The organism is Paraburkholderia sp., assembly GCF_035948235.1.
Lineage (GTDB): Bacteria > Pseudomonadota > Gammaproteobacteria > Burkholderiales > Burkholderiaceae > Paraburkholderia.
Map to the genome: position 1 here is coordinate 1 of NZ_DASZJJ010000079.1, position 25,233 is coordinate 25,233.

At 64.3% G+C, this 25,233-nt stretch carries 21 protein-coding genes, 1 other RNA gene and 2 pseudogenes; 9 read left to right on the top strand and 15 right to left on the bottom strand.

What is annotated here, in order from left to right; translation table 11 throughout:
- The 4 genes and pseudogenes from VG320_RS05910 to VG320_RS05925 all read right to left on the bottom strand — a co-directional run.
- Positions 1–192, bottom strand: a pseudogene (locus VG320_RS05910) (acetyl-CoA C-acetyltransferase); the annotation flags it as partial.
- A gap of 108 nt (positions 193–300) precedes the next feature.
- Positions 301–2,295, bottom strand: a complete 1,995-nt coding sequence (gene phaC / locus VG320_RS05915; protein WP_414695980.1) for a class I poly(R)-hydroxyalkanoic acid synthase — start codon at positions 2,293–2,295, stop codon at positions 301–303.
- 424 nt (positions 2,296–2,719) lie between these two features.
- Positions 2,720–3,589, bottom strand: coding sequence for a peptidoglycan editing factor PgeF (pgeF, locus tag VG320_RS05920; RefSeq protein ID WP_327199207.1), 870 nt, complete (start codon positions 3,587–3,589; stop codon positions 2,720–2,722).
- Complete coding sequence (locus VG320_RS05925; RefSeq protein ID WP_327199208.1) at positions 3,586–4,899, bottom strand: RluA family pseudouridine synthase; 1,314 nt, start codon at positions 4,897–4,899, stop codon at positions 3,586–3,588. The genes pgeF and VG320_RS05925 overlap by 4 nt, the downstream gene beginning before the upstream one ends.
- A gap of 42 nt (positions 4,900–4,941) precedes the next feature.
- Between VG320_RS05925 and VG320_RS05930 the strand changes: the two genes are divergently transcribed.
- Complete coding sequence (locus VG320_RS05930; RefSeq protein ID WP_327199209.1) at positions 4,942–5,838, top strand: outer membrane protein assembly factor BamD; 897 nt, start codon at positions 4,942–4,944, stop codon at positions 5,836–5,838.
- Positions 5,839–5,926: 88 nt separating this feature from the next.
- Here the strand turns inward: VG320_RS05930 and rlmD are convergent, their stop codons facing one another.
- Positions 5,927–7,342 (bottom strand): 23S rRNA (uracil(1939)-C(5))-methyltransferase RlmD, encoded by a 1,416-nt coding sequence (gene rlmD, locus VG320_RS05935; RefSeq protein ID WP_327199224.1) that lies wholly within the window; start codon positions 7,340–7,342, stop codon positions 5,927–5,929.
- A 321-nt stretch (positions 7,343–7,663) separates the two neighbouring features.
- On the opposite strand from rlmD, the gene VG320_RS05940 reads away from it, so the two are divergent.
- The 3 genes from VG320_RS05940 (at position 7,664) to VG320_RS05950 (ending at position 9,311) form a co-directional block, all read left to right on the top strand.
- Entirely contained in the window at positions 7,664–7,870 is a 207-nt protein-coding gene (locus tag VG320_RS05940; RefSeq protein WP_327199210.1) for a hypothetical protein, read from the top strand.
- 156 nt (positions 7,871–8,026) lie between these two features.
- The gene (locus tag VG320_RS05945; protein WP_327199211.1) at positions 8,027–8,374 is read left to right on the top strand and encodes a hypothetical protein; all 348 of its coding nucleotides are present in this window, start codon (positions 8,027–8,029) and stop codon (positions 8,372–8,374) included.
- A gap of 64 nt (positions 8,375–8,438) precedes the next feature.
- A complete protein-coding gene (locus VG320_RS05950) occupies positions 8,439–9,311 on the top strand; it encodes an endonuclease/exonuclease/phosphatase family protein (protein WP_327199212.1) in 873 nt (290 codons plus the stop codon).
- A gap of 19 nt (positions 9,312–9,330) precedes the next feature.
- On the opposite strand, the gene VG320_RS05955 is transcribed toward VG320_RS05950, so the two are convergent.
- The 5 genes from VG320_RS05955 to surE are packed head-to-tail and all read right to left on the bottom strand — an operon-like array spanning position 9,331 to position 14,035.
- Complete coding sequence (locus VG320_RS05955) at positions 9,331–10,116, bottom strand: 3'-5' exonuclease (RefSeq protein WP_327199213.1); 786 nt, start codon at positions 10,114–10,116, stop codon at positions 9,331–9,333.
- Positions 10,117–10,158: 42 nt separating this feature from the next.
- Entirely contained in the window at positions 10,159–11,247 is a 1,089-nt protein-coding gene (gene rpoS, locus VG320_RS05960) for an RNA polymerase sigma factor RpoS (RefSeq protein ID WP_327199214.1), read from the bottom strand.
- Positions 11,248–11,259: 12 nt separating this feature from the next.
- Positions 11,260–12,171 (bottom strand): peptidoglycan DD-metalloendopeptidase family protein, encoded by a 912-nt coding sequence (locus VG320_RS05965; protein WP_327199215.1) that lies wholly within the window; start codon positions 12,169–12,171, stop codon positions 11,260–11,262.
- Between the two features lie 5 nt (positions 12,172–12,176).
- Positions 12,177–13,277, bottom strand: a complete 1,101-nt coding sequence (locus VG320_RS05970) for a protein-L-isoaspartate(D-aspartate) O-methyltransferase (protein WP_327199216.1) — start codon at positions 13,275–13,277, stop codon at positions 12,177–12,179.
- Positions 13,274–14,035: a 5'/3'-nucleotidase SurE gene (gene surE / locus VG320_RS05975; protein ID WP_327199217.1), complete on the bottom strand. Its 762-nt coding sequence runs from the start codon at positions 14,033–14,035 to the stop codon at positions 13,274–13,276. The genes VG320_RS05970 and surE overlap by 4 nt, the downstream gene beginning before the upstream one ends.
- Positions 14,036–14,314: 279 nt before the next feature.
- Between surE and VG320_RS05980 the strand changes: the two genes are divergently transcribed.
- The gene (locus tag VG320_RS05980) at positions 14,315–15,286 is read left to right on the top strand and encodes an NADPH:quinone oxidoreductase family protein (RefSeq protein ID WP_327199218.1); all 972 of its coding nucleotides are present in this window, start codon (positions 14,315–14,317) and stop codon (positions 15,284–15,286) included.
- Positions 15,287–15,386: 100 nt separating this feature from the next.
- Here the strand turns inward: VG320_RS05980 and VG320_RS05985 are convergent, their stop codons facing one another.
- The 5 genes from VG320_RS05985 to ffs form a co-directional block, all read right to left on the bottom strand.
- Positions 15,387–16,649 carry a CaiB/BaiF CoA-transferase family protein gene (locus VG320_RS05985; protein WP_327199219.1) on the bottom strand — a complete coding sequence of 421 codons (1,263 nt, stop codon included), beginning with the start codon at positions 16,647–16,649 and terminating at the stop codon, positions 15,387–15,389.
- A gap of 67 nt (positions 16,650–16,716) precedes the next feature.
- The gene (gene recR, locus VG320_RS05990) at positions 16,717–17,313 is read right to left on the bottom strand and encodes a recombination mediator RecR (RefSeq protein WP_103705947.1); all 597 of its coding nucleotides are present in this window, start codon (positions 17,311–17,313) and stop codon (positions 16,717–16,719) included.
- A 140-nt stretch (positions 17,314–17,453) separates the two neighbouring features.
- Positions 17,454–17,780 carry a YbaB/EbfC family nucleoid-associated protein gene (locus tag VG320_RS05995; RefSeq protein WP_027818382.1) on the bottom strand — a complete coding sequence of 109 codons (327 nt, stop codon included), beginning with the start codon at positions 17,778–17,780 and terminating at the stop codon, positions 17,454–17,456.
- A gap of 77 nt (positions 17,781–17,857) precedes the next feature.
- Positions 17,858–20,212, bottom strand: a complete 2,355-nt coding sequence (dnaX, locus tag VG320_RS06000; RefSeq protein WP_327199220.1) for a DNA polymerase III subunit gamma/tau — start codon at positions 20,210–20,212, stop codon at positions 17,858–17,860.
- 219 nt (positions 20,213–20,431) lie between these two features.
- Positions 20,432–20,530: signal recognition particle sRNA small type (ffs, locus tag VG320_RS06005), an RNA gene on the bottom strand.
- A 463-nt stretch (positions 20,531–20,993) separates the two neighbouring features.
- On the opposite strand from ffs, the gene trxA reads away from it, so the two are divergent.
- The 4 genes and pseudogenes from trxA to VG320_RS06025 all read left to right on the top strand — a co-directional run.
- Positions 20,994–21,320, top strand: a complete 327-nt coding sequence (gene trxA, locus VG320_RS06010) for a thioredoxin TrxA (protein WP_027818380.1) — start codon at positions 20,994–20,996, stop codon at positions 21,318–21,320.
- A gap of 337 nt (positions 21,321–21,657) precedes the next feature.
- A complete protein-coding gene (rho, locus tag VG320_RS06015) occupies positions 21,658–22,920 on the top strand; it encodes a transcription termination factor Rho (protein WP_027818379.1) in 1,263 nt (420 codons plus the stop codon).
- A gap of 176 nt (positions 22,921–23,096) precedes the next feature.
- Positions 23,097–23,588: pseudogene (locus tag VG320_RS06020) on the top strand (MerR family transcriptional regulator); the annotation flags it as partial.
- Between the two features lie 76 nt (positions 23,589–23,664).
- Positions 23,665–25,233 (top strand): MFS transporter (locus tag VG320_RS06025; RefSeq protein ID WP_327199222.1); only part of this gene is annotated, 1,569 nt, incomplete at its 3' end.

Genomic DNA, 25,233 nt, shown 5'->3' on the forward strand with positions numbered 1-25,233 from the left:
GTTCTGGCCCGAACCGGCCGTGAGCACCTGACCCATGATCACGTCGCTCACCTGCTCGGGCTTCACGCCTGCGCGCTCCAGCGCCGCCTTGATGACCAGCGCGCCGAGGTCGGGTGCGGCCACCTTCGCCAGCGAACCACCAAATTTACCCACCGCCGTGCGTGCGGCCGAAACGATCACAATGTCAGTCATTTTCCATTCCTCCGGGCTGCGCGAAGTCGCAAGAGATGCTTGCCCGTCAATGTTAAAAACCAAAAACCTGTTACAGCGTCTGTACTGCTTTCGTTAGCGTCGGGGCTGTCACTCGCGCTGTTGCACGTAGCGGCCCGGCGCGGGCTCGATCTCGGGGAATTCCGCCGAACCGGCCTGGGCGCGCGGCTTTACCTTCTTGCCGCCGAACTGATCGAGCCATTCGGCCCACACCGGCCACCAGCTGCCCGGCTTTTCCTCGGCGGCTTCGAACCAGTCATCGGCTTCCTCAGGCAGATGCTTCGCCTCGGTATCGAAGACCCAGTGACTGCGCTTGTTCTTCGAAGCCGGATTGATCACGCCGGCGATGTGACCCGACGCGCCCAGCACGAACTTCAGCGGCCCGGACAGCAGCGGCACCGACGCGTACGCCGTGCGCCACGGCACGATATGGTCCTCGCGCGAGCCGTAGATAAACGTGGGCACGTCGATGCGCGAAAGATCGACTTCTTCGCCGCATACGGTCAGCGCGCCCGGCTCGCGCAGCTTGTTCTCGAGATACGTATTGCGCAGATACCACGCGTACATCGGACCCGGCAGGCTCGTGGAGTCGCTGTTCCAGTAGAGCAGATCGAACGCCGCGGGCGTGCGGCCCTTGAGATAGTTGTCGACGACGTAGTTCCAGACCAGATCGTTCGGGCGCAGGAACGAGAACGTGTTGGCGAACTCCATGCCGCGCATGAGGCCCGGCGTGCCGCCATTCTTGCCGCCGATGCTCTGCTCGCGCATCTGCACGTGGGCTTCGTCGACGAACACGTCGAGCACGCCCGTATCGGAAAAGTCGAGCATCGCCGTGAGCAGCGTCATCGCCGAAACCGGATGCTCGCCGCGCGCTGCCGCGACGGACAGCGCCGTGGCGAGCAACGTCCCGCCCACGCAGAAGCCGAGTGCGTTGATCTGTTCGCGCCCGCTGATGCTGCGCGTGGTGTCGATCGCGCGCAGCACGCCGTCTTCGATATAGTCGTCCCAGGATTTGTCGGCAATCGACGCATCGCCGTTATGCCAGGAGACGAGGAACACCTGCTGGCCCTGCTCCAGCGCGTACGCGACGAGCGAGTTTTCGGGCTGCAGGTCGAGAATGTAGTACTTGTTGATGCAGGGCGGCACGATCAGCAGCGGCCGCTCGCGCACGGTGGCCGTGCGGGGCTTGTACTGGATCAGCTGGAACAGTTCGTTCTCGAATACCACCGAGCCTTCCGTGGTCGCGAGATTGCGGCCCACCACGAAACGCGATTCGTCGGTCTGGGAGATCTTGCCGCGCGACATGTCGCCGAGCAGATTCATCACGCCCTGGCGCAGGCTTTCGCCGTGGCTTTCGAGCAAGGCGTTCTGCGCGTCCGGGTTCAGCGCGAGGAAATTGCTGGGCGAAGCAGCCGCCGTCCATTGCTGCACGGCGAAGCGAATGCGTTCGCGCGTTTTCACATCGGTGTCGATGGCGTCGACCATCTCGTGCAGATAGCGTGCGTTCAAGAGGTACCAGGCGGCCGTGAAGGCATAGGCCGGCGTAGCTTTCCACGCATCCGAATTGAAGCGCCGATCTTTGAGTTCCGGCGCTTTGGGCTGGGCGACTGAGGCCTCGCGCAGCAGTTCCATCGCATCGCGCGAGTATTCGGCCTGAAGTTGCTGGAGCCGGGTCGGCTCGATCGAAGCCGAGGGCAGCTTGAACGCCTCGAAGGCGCCGAGATTGCCGAAGTTACCTGGAATGCCGAATTGACCCAGCGCCGACTGCATCGCCGCGGGATTCATCGCGGCGCCGAATGCGGCTTGAGCGGCCTGGGCGACTTGCGCAACCTGTGCCGGATCGGCAACGCCATTCATGGCGCCGGCGACACCAGGCCACAAAGCGCCCGGCTGCCCGATCGCCCCCCACTGCTGGGCGCCCGTTTGCTGCGCGGCGCTCATGGCGTTGCGCCAGGCCTGTGTCCAGGCGTCGAGCATTTGCTGCATGCCGGCGGCGTCCGGCGTGAAATTCGGAATGAAAGACTGCGCACCGTCGTTTGAAGCGCCCGTACCGGGGTGAGTCGTGGAACGTTGAGATGCCGTCATGCCTGCTTTTGACCGATGTGTCCCGGAGGACTGGTTGAGAGGCAGGTGGAACGCTCAAGGCGCGCCACTGTCTTGCGCCTGGTGCGTCCTGTCCCGTAGGTGAAGGACATTCTTGCTCCCCACTGCAAAGCGTGTCAATGCTTGTGCCCGATTTTGCCGCACTGCGATATTTTTTTTATTATCGTTTTCCCGATGCACTCGTGCGCAAGCGCACGCAGCGCGTTTGCCGCATCGGCGCCGCCCGAAAAAACCACCGTGTGCGCAAGTGCTTGCAGTGCAATGAGGAATGCGCCGACCGTATTCGTGGCGCATGGAAGGACATGCCTTGCGGCCGACTGTGCGGCGCAGCAAAAAAGCGCCAAAAGGCAGGTGTAGAGGTGAGTTCCCCGCAGCGAAAAGGCTGCGGGGTCTAGCTCAGGATGGCTCAGCCTTCGAGCCAGATCAGCGCGGCCATGCGACCGGTCACGGGCTCGCGTCGATACGAATAAAAGCGTTCGCGGTCGGTGAACGTACACATCCCGCCACCGCTGACGCGCGTGATGCCAAGTTCGCCCAGACGCAGACGCGCAAGCGCCCCCAGATCGGCGAAATACTTGCCCGGCGCTTCGGCGCGCGGCACGAAGGCGGCGTCCGTAGCCGCCGTGGCGATGCGTTGTGCACCGTCGACAGCGGCCGCATGCGTCATGAACGCGTCACGCACGTCTGCCCCCACTTCGAAGGCCGTCGGCCCGATCGCCGGTCCGAGGTAAGCGTGCAACTCGCTCGCCGCGCAACCCGCGAGCGCCGCCACGCGCTGCGCCGTCTTTTCGATGACGCCCGCAGCCAGGCCGCGCCAGCCCGCATGCGCCGCGCCAACCGCCCGGCCCGCGCCGTCGCACAGCAATACCGGCATGCAGTCGGCGACCATCACCGTGCAGGCGATGCCGGGCTGGTTCGTCACGCTCGCGTCGGCTTCGAGCGGCGTGCCAGCGCGCGCCGCTTCAAGCGCTTCGGCGGCATCGACCACGATCGGCCCGTGGATCTGCTTGAGCCACGCGGCGGGCACGCCCGCATAGGCGAGCAGACGCGCGCGATTGGCCTCGACGTGCTCAAGATCGTCACCCGACATGCGGCCCAGGTTCAGCCCGCACGGCAGGTCCACGCCCTCGCCTGTCTGCGCGCCGGCCTGCCAGCGCCCGAACGGCGCCGCGCTCACGCCGCCGTGGCGCGTGGTCACGACAGCGCGCACGCGCGGCGCGACGTCCCAGTCGGGATGCAGCAGATCGAGGGAAGTCAGTTCCGGGCAAGTCGTCATGCGGGCTTGCCCCCGTCGTGGTCGTGGTCGTGCTCGTCGTCGTGATCGTGCTCGTCCTCGCCTTCTTCGTCGTCGTCCGCGTAATCCTCTTCGTTACTGCCGATTACGTAGCCTTCGTCGGTGTAGGCGCTATCGAACATCTCGTCGAAGGCGCTGCTGTCCTCGTTGTCCTCGCCGCCGAAGCCGAGGGCTTCGATCAGCGCGTCCATATCGTCGGGGACTTCGGCGCGCCATTGCATCGCGCGGCCCGTCACCGGATGAATCAGGCCGAGGCGGTACGCATGCAGCGCCTGGCGCGCGAAATCGCCGGGCAACGCCGCCACCGAGCGTTTGCCGCGCGCGTGACCGTAGACCGGGTCCCCCAGCAGCGGATGGCGGATATGCGCGCAATGCACGCGAATCTGGTGCGTGCGGCCGGTTTCGAGATCGCAGTGAATTGCGCTGATCGGCTGCTGATGCCAGATCGTCTTGTCGATGCGACGGTAATGCGTGCGCGCCGGTTTGCCCGACGCGCCGCTCACCACTGCCATGCGCACGCGGTCACGCGGATCGCGGCCGATCGGCGCGTCGATGGTGCCTTCGTCGGGCATGTTGCCCCACACCAGCGCGAGATAACGACGCTTGACCGTGCGGGCCTGCAACTGGCGCACGAGATCCGTCTGCGCTTCGAGCGTGCGCGCCACCACCATCAGCCCCGACGTTTCCTTGTCGAGCCGGTGCACGATGCCCGCGCGCGGCAGGCCGGCGGCCGCTTCGCCGTAACGGTGCAGCAGACCGTTGAGGATCGTGCCGCTCCAGTTGCCAGCGGCCGGATGCACGACCATCCCGGCAGGCTTGTTGATGACGAGGATGGTGTCGTCTTCGTAGATGATGTCGAGCGGTACAGGCTCGGGCGTGAATGCCAGTTGCTCGGGCAGCAGATCGGGCACGAGTTCGATCATGGCGCCAAGCGGCACGGCCTGGCGCACCTTGGCCGGCTTGCCGTCGACGAGCACGCGCTGCGCCTCGATCCAGCCCTGCAGGCGGTTGCGGGAAAATTCGGGGAAGACCCGGGCGAGCACCTTGTCGAGACGCTCGCCCGCGAGTTCGTCGGGCACTTCGGCGCGGCGCGCCTCCTGATCTTCGCGCGCAACGCGCGTGCGCGACTGGCCTGAAACGGGGGGCGAATCGCTAGCGGATTCGCTTTCGATCAGGTCGTCGTCGAGCGCCTCATCGGCTGCTCCGGCATCGGGCACATCGCCCAGGCTATAATCGCTGATGCTGTTTTGGGCGCCGGGAGCGCCGGCCCCCGGAATAACTGAACGGGTCATTGAGTCTGGGTCACCTGTGGACCTGAAGCTGGACTGGGATAAATGCGAGCCTTGAACACGAACACGAAACTGGCCAAAAATGCAGCGGCCCGAAACGCACTGCGCGCGACGCACATGCAAACGCTCGGCAAGATGGGCAACGTCTTTCGCATTGCCGCCTGCGGCGCCGCGCTCACCGTAGTGGCTGCCTGCCACGGCCTGCCGGAAAAGACCGACGAAACGGCAACGTGGAACAACAACAAATTATATACGGAGGCTCAGGACGCGCTCTCCGGCGGCGATTGGGGCAAGTGCGCGAAATACTTCGAGCAGCTTGAGGGCCGTGATCCGTTCGGTCACTTCGCACAGCAGGCACAGATCAACGTGGCCTACTGCGACTGGAAGGACAACGAGAACGACGCAGCCGATCAGGCGATCAACCGCTTCATCCAGCTGCACCCGGATCACCCGGACATCGCCTACGCGTACTACCTCAAGGGCATGATCCACTTCAACGACGATCTGGGTCTGTTCGGCCGCTTCTCGGGCCAGGACATGAGCGAACGCGATCCGAAGTCGCTGCGCGAGTCGTACGACGCCTTCAAGATGGTGGTCGACAAGTCGCCGCAGAGCAAGTACGCGCCGGATGCCGCGCAGCGCATGCGCTACATCGTGAACGCGCTGGCTTCGCACGAAGTGCACGCCGCCGACTACTACTATCGTCGCGGCGCCTATGTGGCGGCGATCAACCGCGCACAGCTCGCGATCACGGAATACAAGAGCGCGCCCGCGATCGAAGACGCGCTGCACATCATGATCCTGTCGTACCAGAAGCTGGATCAGCCGCAGCTCGCCGAAGACACCCGCCGCGTGCTGGCCGCGACCTTCCCGGACAGCCCGTACATCACGGGTCACGCACGCCCGGGCAAGGATCAGAAGTCCTGGTGGCAAATCTGGTAACAGCCGCACGCAAAAGCAAAAAAGCCACGGAATCGCTTCCGTGGCTTTTTTTTCGCGCCGGCATTGCGGCCGACGCGCCTGGTCGCCTTTAATCGCGCTCGAACAGCGCGATCGATTCGACGTGCGACGTGTGCGGGAACATGTTGACCACGCCCGCGCCCTTGAGCCGATAACCGGCCTCGTTGACGAGCACGCCGGCGTCGCGCGCGAGCGTGCCCGGGCTGCATGACACGTACACGATGCGCTTCGGCAGCGGACCATTGCCGCTCTGCGCGATTTCGGCCAGCGCCTGCGACACGGCCAGCGCCCCTTCGCGCGGCGGATCGATCAGGTACTTGTCGAAATGGCCCAGCGCGCGGATATCGTCGGCCGTGACTTCGAACAGGTTGCGGCACGCGAACGACGTGTGGCCGTCCACACCGTTGGCGCGCGCGTTTTCGAGCGCGCGCGTCGTCAGTTGCTCGCTGCCCTCGATCCCCACCACTTCGCGCGAGAGGCGAGCGAGCGGCAGCGTGAAGTTACCGATGCCGCAGAACAGATCGAGCACGCGGTCGCCCGGTTCGGGCGCGAGCAGACGCAGCGCGCGACCCACGAGCACGCGGTTGATCTGGTGATTGACCTGGGTGAAGTCGGTCGGCTTGAACGGCATGCGGATGTCGAATTCCGGCAGCGTGTAGTCAAGCGGCTTGTCGAGCGGATAGAACGGGAACACCGTCTCCGGGCCCTTCGGCTGAAGCCAGAACTGCACGTTGTGCTCGTCGGCGAAGGCGCGCAGCAGATCCTCGTCGGCGGCGGTCAGCGGCTCCAGGATGCGCAGCACCAGCGCCGTGACGCTCGCGCCGACGGCCAATTCGATCTGCGGCATGCGGTCGTTGATCGACAACGCGCCCACCAGATGGCGCAGCGGCACCAGCATCGCCGAAACATGTTGCGGCAGCACTTCGCAGCTCGTCATGTCGGCCACGTAGCTGCTCTTGCGCTCATGGAAGCCCACCAGCACGCCGCCCTTCTTCGGCACGTTGCGCACGGTCAGGCGCGCCCGATAGCGGTATCCCCAGGACGGGCCGTGGATCGGCCGGAACATGGTTTCCGCGCGAATCTTCGACAGATGCTTGAGATTGTCCTCGAGCACGCGCTGCTTGACGGCGATCTGGGCGCGCACGTCCAGGTGCTGCATCGAGCAACCGCCGCATTTGCCGAAGAACGCACACTGCGGCTTGGTGCGGATCGCGCTTTCGCGCAGCACGTTCACGACTTCGGCCTGCTCGAACGTCGGCTTCTTGCGATAGCTCAGGTACGTGACGCGCTCGCCGGGCAACGCGCCCTCGACGAAGATCACCTTGCCTGGCTCGCCCGTTTCGGTGACAGTGCGGCCGACGCCACGCGCCTCCATGTCGAGGGACTCGATTTCCAGAATCGGGGCATTAGCAACCGACGCCTCGACGGCAACGCGCTTGTCGTTGCGGCGCTCGCGCTTGCTGCGCTTTTTCGAGGGCGTAGGCATGGCCGCAGCGGCTTCGGCGCGGCTGGCTGCGGCTTGGGGGTCGGGGGCAGCTTGGGACACCAGCGGATTCCTGACAGACAGTGGGGGTGGATTTTTTAGGCGAAGGCGAGATTGTAGTCGATTCGGCGCACGCCTCCTCATGCACGCTTCAGGACGGCTCGAGCGCAGCGCTCATCCCGGTCGCCACACGCATTACTCCACCACCATGGTTGTGCTCCTATCATCACGCTTTCAGATAAGTCTGATCTACTACTACGACGTCCGTCAGTATGATGTTTCTCGCGACGTGCCCAGTGAGGCCGCTGCATAGGACCCGACATCATGGACATGCTTTTCTCCACCACCGGCTTTGTGATCGCACTCGGCGCGCTGTGCGTGGCAGTCGTCTTTCTGGCGCCCCTGCTCGAAGCGTTACCGCGCGACCGCGCCGCCCGGCGCCAGTCGTATATCGTCGCTGCCGCACTGATCGGCAGCCCGATTTTGATGATCGGACTTCTCTACCTGGTTGCGCGCCTGATTTTCGACTAAGCGCCGCCACGCGCCCTTCACCGGCTTTGCGACTTTTCGCGACATTTCCAGACATTTCGGATTCCCTGGCAGCCCACTCTTTTGGGACTAATCCGATTGGCCTTGTCGAGCCACGCGCGTACAGGTAAGCCCTTCATCACGATTCCGAGAAACAGCATGAACAAAGTGGTTTGCGTGGCGCTCTTCGCCGCTATCGGCCTGAGCGCCTGCATCTCTTCGCCCACTCCGGCCCCGGAAGTGACCATCTCGATGGTCACGCGCGGCATGTCGCAGAACGACGTCATTGCCCGCGTTGGGCCGCCCGACCGCATGCGCGGCGAAAACGGCAACGAGTGTTACCAGTATGCGCTCGGCAAATACGGCGACGTCCCTTTCGCGGTGTACTTCAGGCGTCAGGTCGTGGTGGCGAGCGAGCGCGGCTCGTGTAACCTTTCGGTGACGCGCGCGGCTGCGGGCCCGGGCATCGCTTATCAGGCATCGGACTACGCGATGCAGCGCCGCTAACGCCTGCGCGCGGCAGGCATCGGCCGTGCGCCAAATCGAAGACCTTCGATCGAGGCCCACTGCCATGAAACTCGTGAGCTGGAACGTTCAATGGGGGCGCGACGCCGCCGGTGTCGTGGATCTGGCCCGCACCCTGCGAGAAGCGCAGCGCCTGGCCGATTTCGACGTGCTGTGCCTGCAGGAAATCACGCGCGGCTTTCACGCGCTGCCAGGCGGCCCCGGCGACGATCAGTTCGCCGAACTTGCCTCGCTGCTGCCCGGCTACACGATTCTGGAAGCCATCGGCGCCGATCTGGGGGCCGATCCTGCAGTGTCACGCGATGGGAAACCGTCCGTGCGTCGCCAGTTCGGCAATGCACTGGCTACGCGCCTGCCGGTAGCGAACGTCTTTCGCCATCTTTTACCCTGGCCCGCCGACCCGACCGCGCCTTCAATGCAGCGCGCGGCGCTCGAAGCTGTGCTCGATGCGCCCGGCGGCGCACTACGCGTGCTCGTGACGCATCTGGAGTTTTATTCGGAGCGCCAACGGCTCGCGCAGGTCGATGCACTGCGCGGCTATCAGCAGGAAGCCGCCGTGCATGCGGCGCAACCCGCGCCCGCCGAGAACGACGCAGGCCCGTTCGCGCGCACGACGCGGCCGCTCAGCGCCATCGTCTGCGGGGATTTCAACAGCGCCTGGGGCAGCGCCGCCTATATGCGCATGCTCGATCCGCTCGCAGGCAGCCCCGCCTTCATCGACGCGTGGGTGACACTGCATCCCGGCGCGACGCCGCCGCCCACCGCCGGCGTCTACGACACCGAGCAATGGTCGAGCGGAGCGATGACCTGCGACTTCCTGTTCGTGACCGAAGATTTACGCGGCCGGCTCGCGCACTGCGAAATCGACGGAACAACGCAGGCGTCGGATCATCAGCCGATCGTGCTCGAACTCGGCTAGACGCCACGCGAAGCCGCAATTATTCGGCGTCGCCAAACGCCTTCAGATACTCGGCCCAATGCGGCGCCGATTCACCGGCAAGCGTCTGCTTCACGAAAGTGATTTCATCGTCGTATTCCCGCTCGGAAAAACCGCCGCGCATCATCTGGAAGCGGCAATAGAGCAGATACGTGTTGACCACGTCGGTTTCGCAGTAATTACGGATTTCCTCGATACGACCCTGCTGGAACGCCGTCCACACCTGGCCGCCGTCCATGCCCAGCTTGCCGGGAAAGCCGCACAGCTTTGCGAGCGCGTCGAGCGGCGCGTTGGCGCGCGCCTGGTACATCGCCAGCAGATCCATCAGGTCGGTGTGACGCGAGTGATAGCGGCTGATGTAGTTATTCCACTTGAAGTCGCGATCTTCCTCGCCCAGCTCCCAGTAACGCACTGCGCGAATGCCATGGACGAGCGCGCGATAGTGCAGCACCGGCAGGTCGAAGCCGCCGCCGTTCCACGACACGAGCTGCGGCGTGTACTTTTCGATGGTGCGATAGAACGAGTCGATCAGCTTCGCCTCGCCGTCCGCGGGCGTGCCGAGCGAGCGCACGCGAAAACCCTGACCATCGCGGAACACGCAGGAGATCGCGGCGACGCGCTGCAGGTGGTGCGGCAGGAAATCGCCGCCGGTTTTCTCGCGGCGCGCGGCGAACGCGTGTTCGGCCACTTCGGCGTCGGTGAGCGAGGCGGGCAAATCTTCGAGACGGCGAATGCCGTCGACATCGGGAATGGTCTCGATGTCGAATACGAGTACGGGTGCTGTCATTCAGATGAACGCCGGGTTGGCGTTGAAAAAAGCGGCGTATTTTTACAGAACGGCGTCCTTGCGCACACCGTTCGAGGCGAAAAAGCGCTTGAGGCGCACCAGCGCTTCCTGCTGGATCTGCCGCACGCGCTCGCGGGTGAGGCCCATTTCGTCGGCCAGCTCTTCGAGCGTGGCGGGCTCGATATGGTTCAGGCCAAAACGCCGTTCGATGACGTGACGATGCTTGTCCGACAGGCGGCCGAGCCACGCACGCGTAAGCGTTTCGAGTTCGCGGTGCTGCACTTCGGCGTCGGGCGACTGGCTCTGGTCGTCGGACAGCAGATCGAGCAGACTGCTCGCCGGGTCGAGATCGAGCGGCGCATCGAGCGAGGCGGTGTGCTCGTTGAGCGCGAGGATGTCGGTGACTTCCTCGGTAGTTTTGCCGGTGAGATACGCGATGTCGTCGATGCTCGCGTCGCGGCGTTCCGACGCCGCATTCGCGTTCATCGAATTTTTCTCCAGATGGCGCTTGGCGCGCAGCACCTGGTTGAGTTCGCGGATCACGTGCACCGGCAGGCGCACCGTGCGCGCCTGGTTCATGATTGCGCGCTCGATGCTCTGGCGGATCCACCAGGTGGCGTAGGTCGAAAAACGGAAGCCGCGCGTGGGATCGAACTTCTCGATCGCGTGCATCAGGCCGAGATTGCCCTCCTCGATCAGATCGAGCAGCGGCACGCCGCGATTCAGATACCCCTTGGCGATCGAGACGACAAGGCGCAAATTGCGCTCGATCATCACCTGACGCGCCTCGAACTCGCCGGCCTTGGCCAGCCGCGAGTAGCGCTGCTCTTCCTCGACGGTGAGCAGCGGCTTGACGCTGATCCGGTTCAGATAATGCTGGATGGTGTCGGCCGTGAGCTCGGCCTGCAGCATGGAGCGGAAGTCGTCGGCGTCGGAGGGCGCTTCCGAGGCTTCGGCGCCCTCGCGCTCGCCGCCCTCTTCAGAGCCGCTCTCCCGCTCCTCGCGATCGTCCTGCTCGCGCGCGCCGTCGAGGTCCTCCTCTTCGGCGGGCGCAACGCCGTCCTCCACCGAAACCTGGGCGGCTTGACTGTCAGACTCGGATTGCTGCAGACGGCGCTTCGATTTCGGCATGGTCGGCTCGCTTTATTGCGGCGGCAAGTACTTCAGTGGGTCGACGGGCTTGCCCTGACGGCGTACTTCGAAATGCAGCATCACGCGGTCCGAGTCAGTATTGCCCATTTCGGCGATTTTCTGGCCCTTGGTGACCGCATCTCCCTCTTTTACCATCAAAGCGCGATTGTGTGCGTACGCAGTCAAGAACGTCGCGTCATGCTTGATGATAATGAGATTGCCGTAACCGCGCAGCCCATTTCCGGCATAAACCACACGACCGTCGCCAGCGGCCTTGACGGGGTCGCCAGGCGCCCCGCCAATATTGACGCCCTTGTTGCGGGTGTCGTCGAAGCCATTGAGCAGCGGCCCGCGCACCGGCCAAGCCAGCGAGATGTTGCCGGCAGGCGCGGCGCTCATGTCGCTGCCGCTGGCTGCCGGCGGTACGCTCGCCGACGGCGCGGAAGTTGCGTTCGCGCCCGAACCGATCATCGGCGGCATGGCTGCGCCCGGCTGTGCACCAGGTTGTGCGCCCGCCGATGCGTAACCCGGCACCGGCGCGGTGACGACGCCCGGCGTGTACGCAGCGGCGTTGCTCGCACCCGGCGGCACGACTCGCAGCAGTTGATCCACTTCGATCTGGTTCGGATTGGCGAGATTGTTCCACGTCGCGATGTCGCGGTAGTTCTGGCCGTTTTCGAGCGCAATCCTATAGAGAGTATCGCCCGGCTTCACCCGGTAATATCCCGGAGGCGGCGGCCCGAGCGGCACCGGCGGCTGTGCGCCGGCCGTGCCGAGCGCCGAGGTGCGGTCCACCACGGGCGCGTTGTCCAGACGCGTCGCGCAGGCCGTCAGCAGACAGAGCGCGATGACCGAAGCACTGCGTTGGGCTGTGGTCAAATCGATATTCAGACGTTTTCTTTGCATCGCGCGCAACATACTCATCGGTTTCAGATCACTCCGGATTTTAAAGGGACAAAGAAAACGCGATCAAGCCGCGACTCCCGCCACTGCGCGGGGCCCGTGCGCTCCACGAGCGTGAGCACCTGGGTCGTTTCGTCCTGCTCCGCGACCGGCGCCACCAGGCGCCCGCCGATGGCGAGCTGCTCGAGCAGCGCCTGCGGCACGTCGAAGCCGGCAGCGGCGATCACGATCGCATCGAACGGCGCCGCCGACGGCATGCCGAGCCGTCCGTCGCCATAGTGCAAGCGGATGTTCGGGATGCGCAGCGGCCGCAGGTTCGTCTTTGCGCGCTCGTATAACGGCTTGATGCGTTCAATCGAATACACATCGCGTGCGATCCGGCTCAGCACCGCGGCCTGATAGCCGCAGCCCGTGCCGATTTCAAGCACGCGTTCCAGTTCACGGCCCGCGCCCGCGAGTTCCAGCATGCGAGCGACCACCGAAGGCTTCGAGATGGTCTGGTGATGGCCGATCGGCAACGCCGCATCTTCGTAGGCCTGAGTCGCAAGGCCAGGATCGACGAACATGTGGCGCGGCACCGTCGCAAGCGCCTGAAGCACGCGAGGATCGGTCACGCCGTTCGCACGCAGGCGTTCGACCATACGTTCGCGAACGCGTTCCGAAGTCAGCGCGAGTGCGCCGTTCAGGGCGACGCCAGGCGCACCCGCAGCGGACGCCGCACCGGCGCGCGGCGCACCAGCCGGGCGCGTCTGCGCGTTACCGTTTCGTGCGACCGCAGGGAGCGCCTTGGTGGCAGCAGACGAAAACGTTTGAGCGGCGCGACCGGCAAGATCGGCACGAGGCGTAGTGGACTTGCGCGCGGGCGAGGCAGCGGTATGCGGCACGCCCGGCGCTTTCGCAGCTTTCACCGCATGCGCGCTCCCCGCCGCACCCACCGCGGACGAGCGCACGCCGGGCGACAGAGCATTTGCCGTGCCCTTGACTGCGACCTTTGTCGCGACTTTCGCAACCGGCTTACCCGAAGGCGTCGCACGCGACTCGCCGGGACGCGTATCGTCACGCCGACGCGGCTCCCGAACGAGATCCTCGAGGCCGAGCGGAAAACGCCTGGTGCGCTCGCTCGTCATGAATCGCTGCCGCCCTGGCGCACCCATTCGTGCGCCGCCGGCAACATCTGCGTGTGTGTCAGGTCGAGTTGCAGCGGCGTGATCGACACGTGGCCGTTCGACACCGCGTGGAAATCCGTGCCCTCGCTCGCGTCGCGCGCGCTGCCCGAGGGGCCGATCCAGTAAATCGGCTCGCCGCGCGGATTGGTCTGGCGGATCACCGGCTGCGAAGGATGGCGCTTGCCCAGACGCGTGACGCGCCACTCGCCCATCTGCTCGTAAGGCAGGTTCGGAATATTGACGTTCAGCAAGGGATTGCCCGGCAGCGGGTTCGCCAGGTAATGCGCGACGATGTCGGCGGCCACGCGCGCGGCGGCGTCCAGATGCACCCAGTCTTTATCGACGAGCGAGAAGGCGATGGCCGGCACGCCGAACATGATGCCCTCGGTGGCGGCGGCGACCGTGCCCGAGTACAGCGTGTCCTCGCCCATGTTCTGGCCGTTGTTGATGCCGGACACCACGAGGTCGGGCCGATGGTCGAGCATGCCCGTGAGCGCGATATGCACCGAGTCCGTGGGCGTGCCGTTGACGTAGTAGAAGCCGGTGCTCGCCGAGCGCAGCACCGAGAGCGGGCGCGAGAGCGTGAGCGAGTTCGATGCGGCGCTGCAGTTCTGCTCGGGCGCCATCACCGTGATCTCGCCGAGCGGCTTGAGCGCTTCGTAGAGCGCGGCGAGGCCGGGCGCGAGATAGCCGTCGTCGTTGCTGAGTAGTATTCGCATCAGCCGATTGTAACCGAGGAAAGATGGCAGACGAACGACACGCGGGCTGCCTTCCTACGGCTTTTGGCAGCTTCTGGCAGCTTCTGGCAGCGCACTTTACGACGCAATGCACGGCACATTCCGACATGCTTTCGGAGAGCAGCGCGCTTGGCATCAGATGCGCAAAGCGATAACCCTCCCCACGAAAATAAACGCACGACCGTTCGCATTGAGTCGGATTGCCGTACACTGTGACGCTCAAGCCGGATCCATGACTGACGTACAACGACAGGAGACACGATGCGCGCAATTCGCTGCAACCAGTACGGGCCGCCCGACACGCTCACGCTCGAAGATCTGCCCGACCTCGTACCCGGCCCCGGCCAGGTCGTGATCGACGTGAAGGCCGCCGCCGTGAATTTCCCGGACGTCCTCATCATCGAGAACAAGTATCAGGTCAAGCCGCAGCTGCCCTTCACCCCGGGCGCCGAGGTCGCGGGCATCGTGCGCGCCGCGGGCGCAGGCGTGAAACTCGCGCCGGGCACGCGCGTGGTGGCCTATGTGGGTAACGGCGGATTCGCCGAGCAGGCGATCGCCGACGCGGCGGCGTGCGTGCCGCTGCCCGATGCGGCCGATTTCGCCACCGCCGCCGCTTTCACGCTCGCTTACGGCACCTCGCATCACGCCGTGGTCGACCGTGCGCAACTCAAGCCGGGCGAGACGATGCTCGTGCTCGGCGCGGCTGGCGGCGTGGGTCTGGCCGCAGTGGAGATCGGCAAGGTGCTGGGCGCGCGCGTGATCGCCGCGGCATCGAGCGACGAAAAGCTCGACGTGTGCCGCCGCTTCGGCGCGGACGCGACCATCAACTACAGCACCGAGGATCTGCGCGAGCGCATCAAGGCGCTCACCGACGGCAAAGGCCCTGACGTGATCTACGATCCGGTCGGCGGCATCTACGCGGAACCGGCGTTTCGCAGCATCGGCTGGCGCGGGCGCTATCTCGTGGTGGGCTTTGCCAATGGCGAGATTCCCAAACTGCCGCTCAATCTTGCGCTGCTCAAGGGCGCGAGTCTCGTCGGCGTGTTCTGGGGCGATTACGCGCGCCGCGAGCCGCAGAACAATGCAGCGGCGTTCGCGCAGATGGTGGGCTGGATCGGCGAAGGCAAGCTCAAGCCTTATGTTTCGAAGCGCTACAAGCTCGCGGATTCGGCGCAGGCGCTCAAGGACATGGCCTCGCGCAAAGTGACGGGCAAGATCATCATCGAGCCTTGAGCGGCGTTTGCTGCACAGGCAGGACAAAATGAAAAAGGCTCGCCGGTTATCCGCGAGCCTTTTTGTTTTACTGCCTTGAGGTACTTCCTTGAGGAACTGCCTAGACAATCTGTTGCGCACGCAACGATGCAATCTGCTGCGCGTCGTAACCTAGCGATTGCAGAACCTCAGCGGTATGTTCGCCGAGTTCCGGGCCCAGCCAGCGCGTGTCGCCAGGCGTGGCCGAAAGCTTGGGCGTGACGCCGGGCAACGCAATATCGATGCCCTCTTCGTTCGCGTCGCCCGGCTTCTGCCAGCGGAACTGCTGGATCATCTGGCGAGCGGCGAACTGCGGATCGGTGAACATGTCCGCCACGCTGTAGATGCGCCCGGCCGGCACGTCGGCGGCGTTGAGGACATCCAGCGCTTCGTCGATGGTGCGTGTGGAAAGCCACGCGGCGATGGCGCCATCGATCTCGGCAGTGCGCGGCACGCGGCCGTCGTTATGCGCGAGCGCCGGATCGTTGGCGAGATCGGCGCGATCGATCGCCGTCATCAGGCGCTTGAAAATGGGATCGCTATTGCCGCCGATCACGATGCTGCCGTCGCGGCACGGATAGGTATTGGACGGCACGATTCCGGGCAGCGACGCGCCGGTACGCTCGCGCACCATGCCGTAGACGCCGTACTCGGGCACCACGCTCTCCATCATGTTGAACACGGCCTCATAAAGCGCCACGTCGACAATCTGGCCGCTACCGCCGTTCATGTTTCGATGATGAAGTGCCATCATTGCGCCGATCACGCCATGCAGCGCCGCGATCGAATCGCCGATCGAAATGCCGATGCGCGGCGGCGGCAGTTCGGGATAGCCGGTGATGTGGCGCAGGCCGCCCATCGACTCGGCGATCGCGCCAAAGCCCGGACGGTCGCGATACGGACCACTCTGGCCATAGCCCGAGAGCCGCACCATCACGAGGCCGGGATTCTCCTTCGAAAGCACGTCATAACCCAGCCCGAGCTTTTCGAGCAGACCGGGGCGGAAGTTCTCGATGACGATGTCGGCTTCCTTCGCCAGACGTCGCACGATTTCCTTGCCCTCTTCGGCCTTGAGATTGACCGTCACCGACTTCTTGTTGCGCGCCTGCACGGCCCACCACAAGGACGTGCCGCCGGCTTCGGGCCACAGCTTGCGCCACTTGCGCAGCGGATCGCCGCCCTTCGGATCTTCGATCTTGATGACTTCGGCGCCGAATTCGCCGAGAAAACGCGCCGCGAACGGGCCTGCGATCAGCGTGCCGAGTTCGAGCACCTTCACGCCCGCGAGCGGACCGGCCGTTTTCGTGGCGTCGGCAGCGGATGCGTGGGAACGGTCTGCGCTCATGGGTCTCCTGAACTGTTCTTCGTGTTGCCGCTTAGTGTGTCTGGCGCGTGGCGCACGCGCCGTCGCGTTACATCGAACGCCGGTCGAGCATGGCGCGCGCGATGGTGCCCGCATCGACGTATTCGAGCTCGCCGCCTACCGGCACGCCGCGCGCGAGCCGCGTCACGGCAAGACCGCGCGCCTTGAGCGCCTGGCCGAGGTAATGGGCCGTGGCCTCGCCTTCGTTGGTGAAGTTGGTTGCCAGCACAACTTCCTTGACGACACCGTCCGAGGCGCGCTTCACGAGCCGGTCGAAATGAATCTCTTTGGGGCCGATGCCGTCGAGCGGACTAAGATGCCCCATCAGCACAAAATACAGGCCGCGCCAGGTCATGGTCTGTTCGAGCATGATCTGGTCGGCAGGGGTCTCGACAACGCAAAGCAGCGTAGGATCGCGCTCTTCATCGAGACATGTTTCGCACACCTGAGCTTCGGTGAAGGTGTTGCACTTCTCGCAATGCTTCAGGTGATCGGTCGCGAACAGCAACGCCTGGCCGAGCTTTTCGGCTCCATCGCGATCGTGTTGCATCAGGTGATAGGCCATGCGCTGCGCCGACTTCGGCCCGACGCCGGGCAATACGCGCAACGCCTCGACGAGCGCCGCGAGAGCGGAAGGTTGTTTCATGCGAATTCAGCGTGGTGAAACGAAAAAACGTGCGCAGCGAACCGGCAAAGACGAACAGCCAAAGACAATGCGCGCGGCGGCCTTGCGAACCGTCGCGCGCGAGGCGCCGCGTAGCTTTCGGGCCGTGCGGCGCGCGTGTCTTAGAACGGCATCTTGAAGCCCGGCGGAATCGGCAGACCGGCAGTCATGCCGCTCATCTTTTCCTGCGAGGTGGCTTCGGCCTTGCGCACGGCGTCGTTGAACGCAGCGGCGACGAGGTCTTCGAGCATGTCCTTGTCGTCGGCGAGCAGGCTCGGGTCGATCGAGACACGGCGCACGTCGTTACGGCACGTCATCGTGACCTTGACGAGACCGGCGCCAGCCTGACCCTCGACTTCGATCTGGGCGAGCTGTTCCTGCGCCTTCTTCATGTTTTCCTGCATCTGCTGGGCTTGCTTCATGAGCCCGGCGAGTTGGCCTTTCAACATTTCATTGCTCCTTCTGGATCATGGTGATTCAGGTGTGTCACTCGCGCGCGCGGCACAAAAGCACCGCGCGGCGCAATTCAATGGGCGGCCTGACTGCCGCCCTGCGCGGCTTCGGGCACGATCGGCCGGATCGAACCGGGCACGATGCTCGCGCCGAAGTCGCGAATCAGTTGCTGCACGAACGGATCGGCGCCGATGTCGCGCTCGGCGTCGCGCTGGCGCTCGGCGCGCATGGCGGCGTCGAGCGCAGCCGCCGTGCGGCGCGCCGGACCGACCGTCACGTCGAGCTCGACGGTCTTGCCGAGGCTATCGGCAAGCGCTGCTTTGAGCTTGGCGACCTGCGAGGCTTCCGCGTACTGCGGCACCGGCACGCTCAGTTTCAGCACGCCGTTATCGAGCGCGGTGAGTTCGCTGTTGAAGGCGAGCTGGTACGAGATGCCCTTGAGCGGCAGCGTCGCGGCGAGCGCGGGCCAGTCGCCCGTGAAGCCGATGGCGTCGAGCGGGATGCCCGGCGGCAGCTTGCTCACGTCGACCACGGCCGCTGACGGCGCGGCAGGCGCAGCCGCGCGCGGCGCGGCGGACGCGCTCTCGAAAGACGGCGCGAAGCCATCATCGGGCGACGAGAAATACGCGTCGTCAGCGCCGAGCGGCACGTAATCGTCCGGCGGAATGTCGTCCCACGGCGGCGCACCCGATGCATCCTGCGAGGCAGCAGCGCGACGTTCGGGCTGGCGTGCCTGCGCCTGTTGCGCGGCGGCGGCGCGGCGCGCAGGATCGGGCGTCGGCACCTTGACTTCCATACGCGGCGCGGCGGCCTTCTGCACGCCCGGCGTCGCGGGGGCAGCGGCAGCGGCAGCACCGCGTGCGCCCCGCTCCGGCGAAATCCTAAGCCCCTTGTTACGCAGCACGTCGAGCGCAGCGCTCGCGCCGCCACCGGGGCGCCCGGCAGACGCTGCGGGCTCGGCAGACTCTTCCAGAGGCGCGGGCGCCGCGGCAGGTTCGGGTTGCTCAATGGGTGCCGGTGCCACAACAACTGGAGCCGGTGCGGTTGCTTCGACTTTCGCTTCGCTCGCGGCAGCTACGGCATCGTCTTCCCAAGGCGGAACGATGCGCGCTTGCGGTGCGCTCACGGGTTGTTCGACGGGCTTTTCAGCGATAGCGGGCGCGGCTTCCACTTTGGGCGCGTGTACTTCGACGCGCGGCACCGCAACAGGCGCGACAGGCGCAATCGGAGCCACAGCGCGCTCAACCGGTGCGGCGCTCGCAGCCGAAGCCGCCACCGCCGCGCGAGCCACACCCGCCGCAGCCGGCTTCGACACAGGCGCACTGCCCGCGCTACCCGCGCCCGCCGACGGCTCGAACGCCAGCATGCGCAGCAGCGTCATGGTGAAGCCCGCGTATTCGTCGGGCGCGAGACCCAGTTCGCTGCGTCCGAGCGTAGCGATCTGATAGAAAAGCTGCACCTGTTCCGGACTCAGCGCCTGAGCGAAACGGCGCAGATCGTCGGCTTCCGGCCATTCGTCGAGGACCGATGCCGGCGCGAACTGCGCCCACGCGATGCGATGGAACAGACTCGCGAGATCCTGCAGGGCGGTAGAGAACGACAGACTGCGCAGCGCCATTTCATCAGCGATGGCGAGCACCTGCGCGCCGTCGCCCGCGACCAGCGCGTCGATCAGGCGAATCAGGTAACTCTGGTCGAGCGCGCCGAGCATGCCGCGCACGGCCTCTTCCGTCACCTGATTGGCCGAATAGGCGATCGCCTGATCGGTCAGCGACAGCGCGTCGCGCATCGAGCCGTCGGCCGCGCGCGCGAGCAAACGCAGCGCCTGCTGCTCGAACTCGACCTTTTCTTCGCCGAGAATATGCGTGAGGTGCTCGACGATATTGCCGGCCGGCATCTGCTTCAGATTGAACTGCAGACAGCGCGACAGCACCGTGACCGGAATCTTCTGCGGATCGGTGGTCGCGAGAATGAACTTGACGTGCGGCGGCGGCTCTTCCAGCGTCTTCAGCATCGCGTTGAAGGCGTGGTTCGTGAGCATGTGCACTTCGTCGATCATATAGACCTTGAAGCGCGCATCCACCGGCGCGTAAACGGCGCGCTCGAGCAGCGCGGCCATTTCGTCCACGCCGCGATTACTCGCCGCGTCCATTTCGACGTAATCGACGAAACGTCCCTCGTCGATTTCCCGGCACGCGCGACACACACCGCAGGGCTTCGACGTCACGCCCGTCTCGCAATTGAGCGCCTTGGCGAAGATGCGCGAGAGCGTCGTCTTGCCCACGCCACGCGTGCCCGTGAAGAGATACGCGTGATGGAGACGGCCGCCGTCGAGCGCATGCGTGAGCGCGCGCACCACGTGCTCCTGTCCGACGAGCGAAGCGAAATCCTTCGGTCGCCACTTGCGTGCGAGAACTTGATAGGTCATCCGGAAATTGTATCAGCAACGCCCGCGCGCTCCGATGAATCGAAAGGCGGCGGGCGCCCGGCGCACGGGGCGTATCGGGCGGCGCGCGGCATTTCGCGAAGACGCTGGATCGACAGGGATAAACGCGGTGCGCAAACGCACAGGTGCTGCGCGCGATATCGCGACGCACACTGCGGATTACTTTGGGGATAAAGCAGAAATACAGCGGAGAAAATTGAAGGTGACGAGCCTGACCCTCGGCACTGGCGGAAAACGGCTGTGGCTGCTTCGTTCCCGACCTGACCAGGTTGACCGCCCCACCATGCGAGGAGGCCCGTCACGTCGCATTCTAACACTGGATGGGCCGTCTTGAGAATGCCGCACTGCAAAACTCTTCGAATCGGCGAAAAAATCCCTTTGGAAACACGGTTCGGGCAGCCCTTGCAAAGCCGTGGCGCAACACCATATCCAGAACATCGCAACAACAGGAAATGCATGCGGGCGCACATATTCGCATGAGTACTCCAACCTCGCGGCGCGAAATTCGCGCACGATCGGCATGACGGACAGGCACGAATGCGCCGCGAAAAAAGCGGGAAACCCTCCTGGCGGTATGCGTACTATCACCGTCGGCAACGCATAGGGATTTAGGCTAAACTGGCGGCGACCTTCGTCAGGAAAGCCCTGACGTGCGGATCCGGAGCCGCCCGGCACTGGCTGGGCATCCCCGGAACTATTTTGAGTTTTGGTGTATCGTGGCGAGCAATTCAATCAGCCTCGATCCGAAAGAGGTAATTAGACAATGAGCGAACAAATCAAGCACATCAGCGACGCATCGTTCGAACAGGACGTCGTGAAATCCGATAAGCCCGTGCTGCTGGACTTCTGGGCCGAATGGTGCGGCCCCTGCAAGATGATCGCGCCGATTCTCGACGAGGTCGCGAAGGACTACGGCGATCGCCTGCAAGTGGCGAAGATCAACGTCGACGAACATCAATCGACGCCAGTGAAGTTTGGCGTGCGTGGCATCCCCACGCTGATCCTCTTCAAGAACGGCGCTGTCGCAGCACAAAAGGTCGGCGCGCTCTCGAAGTCGCAACTGACCGCGTTCCTGGACAGCCACCTGTAAAAAGGCGCCGCGCCGCAGAAGAAGTCCGTGCCCGGCCGGGCGAGTTCCCTCCCCGGCTGCATCCGATTCAAATAACGAATACAGGATCTGCACGAAAGCCGTACAAAGCGGCGGCGCACGCGTTAGAATGCTCGGGCGTGCATGTTGTCCACCGACAACACGCGCCCGAAAACATGCCGAAACATGCCGTTGGGCTCCACTGACGGGTTTTGGCGTGTGCTATGCTAGAATTCATAAAGCGTCTACCCGGCGCCCTTATACAAGTCCTTGAGCGGTTCCGCTCGCTTCTTTTCCCCCTGACTTCTTTTCGTCGCATCCTCCCCGACGGGTTCTCCGTATGCATCTTTCCGAGCTCAAGTCTCTGCACGTGTCCGAATTGATCGAGATGGCCAATGGCCTCGAGATCGAAAATGCGAACCGCCTGCGCAAGCAGGAACTCATGTTCGCGATTCTCAAAAAGCGCGCCAAGACGGGCGAAACGATCTTCGGTGACGGCACGCTTGAAGTGCTCCCGGACGGCTTCGGCTTCTTGCGCTCGCCAGAAACCTCGTATCTCGCGAGCACGGACGATATCTATATCAGCCCGTCGCAGATCCGCCGCTTCAATCTGCACACCGGCGACACGATCGAAGGTGAAGTGCGCACGCCGAAGGACGGCGAACGCTACTTTGCACTGGTCAAGGTGGACAAGGTCAACGGCCAGCCGCCGGAAGCCTCGAAGCACAAGATCATGTTCGAAAATCTCACGCCGCTGCACCCGAACAAGGTGCTGCTGCTCGAGCGTGAGATGCGTGGCGAAGAAAACGTCACGGGCCGCATCATCGACATGATCGCGCCTATCGGCAAGGGTCAGCGCGGCCTGCTGGTCGCTTCGCCCAAGTCCGGTAAAACCGTGATGCTTCAGCACATCGCACACGCCATCAAGCAGAACCACCCCGACGTGGTGCTGTTCGTTCTGCTGATCGACGAGCGTCCTGAAGAAGTGACCGAAATGCAGCGTTCGGTGGCGGGCGAAGTGATCGCCTCGACCTTCGACGAACCGGCCGCACGTCACGTTCAGGTCGCCGAAATGGTGATCGAGAAGGCCAAGCGCCTGGTCGAAATGAAGCACGACGTGGTGATTCTGCTCGACTCGATCACGCGTCTGGCGCGCGCCTACAACACGGTCGTGCCGGCTTCCGGCAAGGTGCTGACCGGCGGTGTGGACGCCAACGCGCTGCAACGTCCGAAGCGCTTCTTCGGTGCGGCTCGTAACATCGAAGAAGGTGGCTCGCTCACCATCATCGGCACGGCGCTGATCGAAACCGGCAGCCGCATGGACGACGTGATCTACGAAGAGTTCAAGGGCACCGGCAACATGGAAGTGCACCTCGAGCGCCGTCTCGCGGAAAAGCGCGTCTATCCGTCGATCAACCTGAACAAGTCGGGCACGCGTCGCGAAGAACTGCTGATCAAGCCGGACATCCTCCAGAAGATCTGGGTGCTGCGCAAGTTCATCCACGACATGGACGAAGTCGAAGCAATGGAATTCCTGCTCGACAAGATTCGCCAGACGAAGAACAACTCCGAGTTCTTCGACATGATGCGCCGCGGCGGCTAAGCCCTGCCTCGTCAGCCTCATTGATGTATCCCGAACGCCCGCTTTTGCGGGCGTTTTTGTTTGTATCGCCCCTGTCCGCACGCAAAGCTGCTGCGCCACAACCTGAACGTGAACGTGCACGTTGATCTATAATCGGGCCGATGCGTTCTTCACCGGATCATCCCGGCCCTTCATCGATGCCCAGCCATTCCCCCGCCCTGCTGACGGTGCGCGACGCCGCCGAAAGGCTTGGCGTCACGCCCCGCACGCTCAAGTATTACGAGGAACGCGGCCTCGTCACACCCACGCGCAGCGAGGGCCGTTACCGCCTTTACGACGAACGCGATCTCGAACAATTCGGCCGCATCCTGCGGCTGCGCGCCATCGGCTTTTCACTGCACGGCATCACCGAAATGCTCAAGCGGCCGCTGGAAACGGTGGATAACGGACGTCGGCGCTACTCGCAGGAATCGCTTCAACAAATTGCCGATGCGCTCGAACAGCAGATCGGCAAGCTCGATGCCCGCATTACCGATGTGCGGCGCGAACTCAAGGAAGCGCAGACCGTGCGCGCCGAACTCGCGCACGACCTCGACTACGTGAAACGCCGCCTCGCGGGCGAACCGTCGGAAACGCTCATCGACGAACGTCTGGCCGCGTCGCGCCGTCGCAAGCAGGCCGCGCAGGCGCACGACAGTCTCGCGCGCACGGACGCTGCGCACTCCGCACGCGCCAACGCGCACAGCGGCAATCACGCACGCGGCAATGCCGGCACGGCACGCAAGACGGGCAAAACGAAGTCGGCGCAAAAGCGCAAAAGCGACGACGGAGGCGACGCCGAATGAGCGCCTCTGCCCTCCCTCCAGTCGCGCGCCGCTTTTCAGCGCCGAACGCCTGCGCGGCGATTTTTTCCCCTGGGTCCTCGCGCTCGCGACCGGCCTCGACTACTACGACAACGCGATCTTCTCGTTCTTCACGAGCTACATCGCGGGCGGCATCAACGCCTCGCCCGACGAACTCGTGTGGTCGTCCAGCGCTTATGCCGTGGGCGCCGTGCTCGGCATCCTGCAGCAGCAATGGTGGGTCGAGCGGGTCGGCTACCGTCGTTACGTGGCGGGCAGCCTGCTGTTCTATTCGGCGGGTGCGATTGCCGCGGCGCTGTGCGAATCGTCGATCGAACTGGCCTTCGCGCGCGGCTTCCAGGGCTACTGCATCGGCCCGATGATGGGCACCTGCCGCATCCTGATCCAGATTTCTTTCACGCCGCAGCAGCGCCCTGTCGCCACGCGCGCGTTCCTGATCCTGATCGTTCTGTCGAGCGCGCTTGCGCCGTTGCTCGGCGGCTTGCTGGTTGCGCATTTCGACTGGCGCGCGCTGTTCGCGTTTTGCGCACCGGCCGGTGTCGCCTATGCGGTGCTCGCCCTGCTGGCGCTCCCGGATACGGGCCTGGTCGTTGCGGAAGAACGCAGCGACACCCACGTCTGGCCCTACATCATCTTCGCCTTCGCTCAGGCGGCCTTGCAGATCGCCATGCAGCAGGTGCGCTTCGAGCTGTTCAGCGGCTCGCCCGGCATCGTGCTGCTCACGGTCGCGGGCATGGCGGCGCTCGCGTGGTTCGTGTGGCACCAGTGGCATCATCCGAAGCCGCTCATGAGCCTGCATGCGTTTCGCGAAAAGCCGTTCCGCGTCGGCTTGCTGCTGTACATGCTCTACTACTATCTGACGACTGCGCTCAGCTATCTGGTCTCGCGTCTGCTGGAGGGCGGCCTGAACTATCCCGTCGAGAACGCCGGACGTCTGACCGGCGTGACCTCGCTGATTTCGGCCACGGCGCTGTTCTTCTATTTCCGTTATTCGAAATACGTCACGCACAAGAAGTGGATCATCGTGCCGGGTTTCGTGCTCGCGGCCTTCATCGCGTTCTGGATGACGCGCCTCACACCCGACACCAGCGAAAGCTGGCTGCTGTTCCCGCTGCTGCTGCGCGGCCTGCTGCTGCTCTTTATCGTGCTGCCCGTCGCCAATCTGACGTTCCGCGTGTTCGCCATCGAGGAATACACCCACGGTTACCGGCTGAAAAACGTCATGCGTCAATTGACGATGTCGTTCGCGACCGCCACGGTTATCATCCTCGAGCAGCACCGGCTGGCGCTGCATCAAACCCGGCTCGTGGAATTCGTCAACCCGCTCAACCCGATTTTCCAGAACACGTACGCGACGCTCGTGCATGCCTTCGAAGCCATGGGCCGCGCGCCCGGCCAGGCGCAGGGACTCGCGCTCGCCCAGGTGAGCAGCATGGTCACGCAGCAAGCCAGCTTCCTGAGTTCGCTCGAC

Bases quoted from the DNA above. Each gene is read 5' to 3' on its own strand.
- phaC (WP_414695980.1), bottom strand. From the start codon at position 2,295: ATGACGGCATCTCAACGTTCCACGACTCACCCCGGTACGGGCGCTTCA.
- pgeF (WP_327199207.1), bottom strand. From the start codon at position 3,589: ATGACGACTTGCCCGGAACTGACTTCCCTCGATCTGCTGCATCCCGAC.
- VG320_RS05925 (WP_327199208.1), bottom strand. From the start codon at position 4,899: ATGACCCGTTCAGTTATTCCGGGGGCCGGCGCTCCCGGCGCCCAAAAC.
- VG320_RS05930 (WP_327199209.1), top strand. From the start codon at position 4,942: ATGCGAGCCTTGAACACGAACACGAAACTGGCCAAAAATGCAGCGGCC.
- rlmD (WP_327199224.1), bottom strand. From the start codon at position 7,342: ATGCCTACGCCCTCGAAAAAGCGCAGCAAGCGCGAGCGCCGCAACGAC.
- VG320_RS05940 (WP_327199210.1), top strand. From the start codon at position 7,664: ATGGACATGCTTTTCTCCACCACCGGCTTTGTGATCGCACTCGGCGCG.
- VG320_RS05945 (WP_327199211.1), top strand. From the start codon at position 8,027: ATGAACAAAGTGGTTTGCGTGGCGCTCTTCGCCGCTATCGGCCTGAGC.
- VG320_RS05950 (WP_327199212.1), top strand. From the start codon at position 8,439: ATGAAACTCGTGAGCTGGAACGTTCAATGGGGGCGCGACGCCGCCGGT.
- VG320_RS05955 (WP_327199213.1), bottom strand. From the start codon at position 10,116: ATGACAGCACCCGTACTCGTATTCGACATCGAGACCATTCCCGATGTC.
- rpoS (WP_327199214.1), bottom strand. From the start codon at position 11,247: ATGCCGAAATCGAAGCGCCGTCTGCAGCAATCCGAGTCTGACAGTCAA.
- VG320_RS05965 (WP_327199215.1), bottom strand. From the start codon at position 12,171: ATGAGTATGTTGCGCGCGATGCAAAGAAAACGTCTGAATATCGATTTG.
- VG320_RS05970 (WP_327199216.1), bottom strand. From the start codon at position 13,277: ATGACGAGCGAGCGCACCAGGCGTTTTCCGCTCGGCCTCGAGGATCTC.
- surE (WP_327199217.1), bottom strand. From the start codon at position 14,035: ATGCGAATACTACTCAGCAACGACGACGGCTATCTCGCGCCCGGCCTC.
- VG320_RS05980 (WP_327199218.1), top strand. From the start codon at position 14,315: ATGCGCGCAATTCGCTGCAACCAGTACGGGCCGCCCGACACGCTCACG.
- VG320_RS05985 (WP_327199219.1), bottom strand. From the start codon at position 16,649: ATGAGCGCAGACCGTTCCCACGCATCCGCTGCCGACGCCACGAAAACG.
- recR (WP_103705947.1), bottom strand. From the start codon at position 17,313: ATGAAACAACCTTCCGCTCTCGCGGCGCTCGTCGAGGCGTTGCGCGTA.
- VG320_RS05995 (WP_027818382.1), bottom strand. From the start codon at position 17,780: ATGTTGAAAGGCCAACTCGCCGGGCTCATGAAGCAAGCCCAGCAGATG.
- dnaX (WP_327199220.1), bottom strand. From the start codon at position 20,212: ATGACCTATCAAGTTCTCGCACGCAAGTGGCGACCGAAGGATTTCGCT.
- trxA (WP_027818380.1), top strand. From the start codon at position 20,994: ATGAGCGAACAAATCAAGCACATCAGCGACGCATCGTTCGAACAGGAC.
- rho (WP_027818379.1), top strand. From the start codon at position 21,658: ATGCATCTTTCCGAGCTCAAGTCTCTGCACGTGTCCGAATTGATCGAG.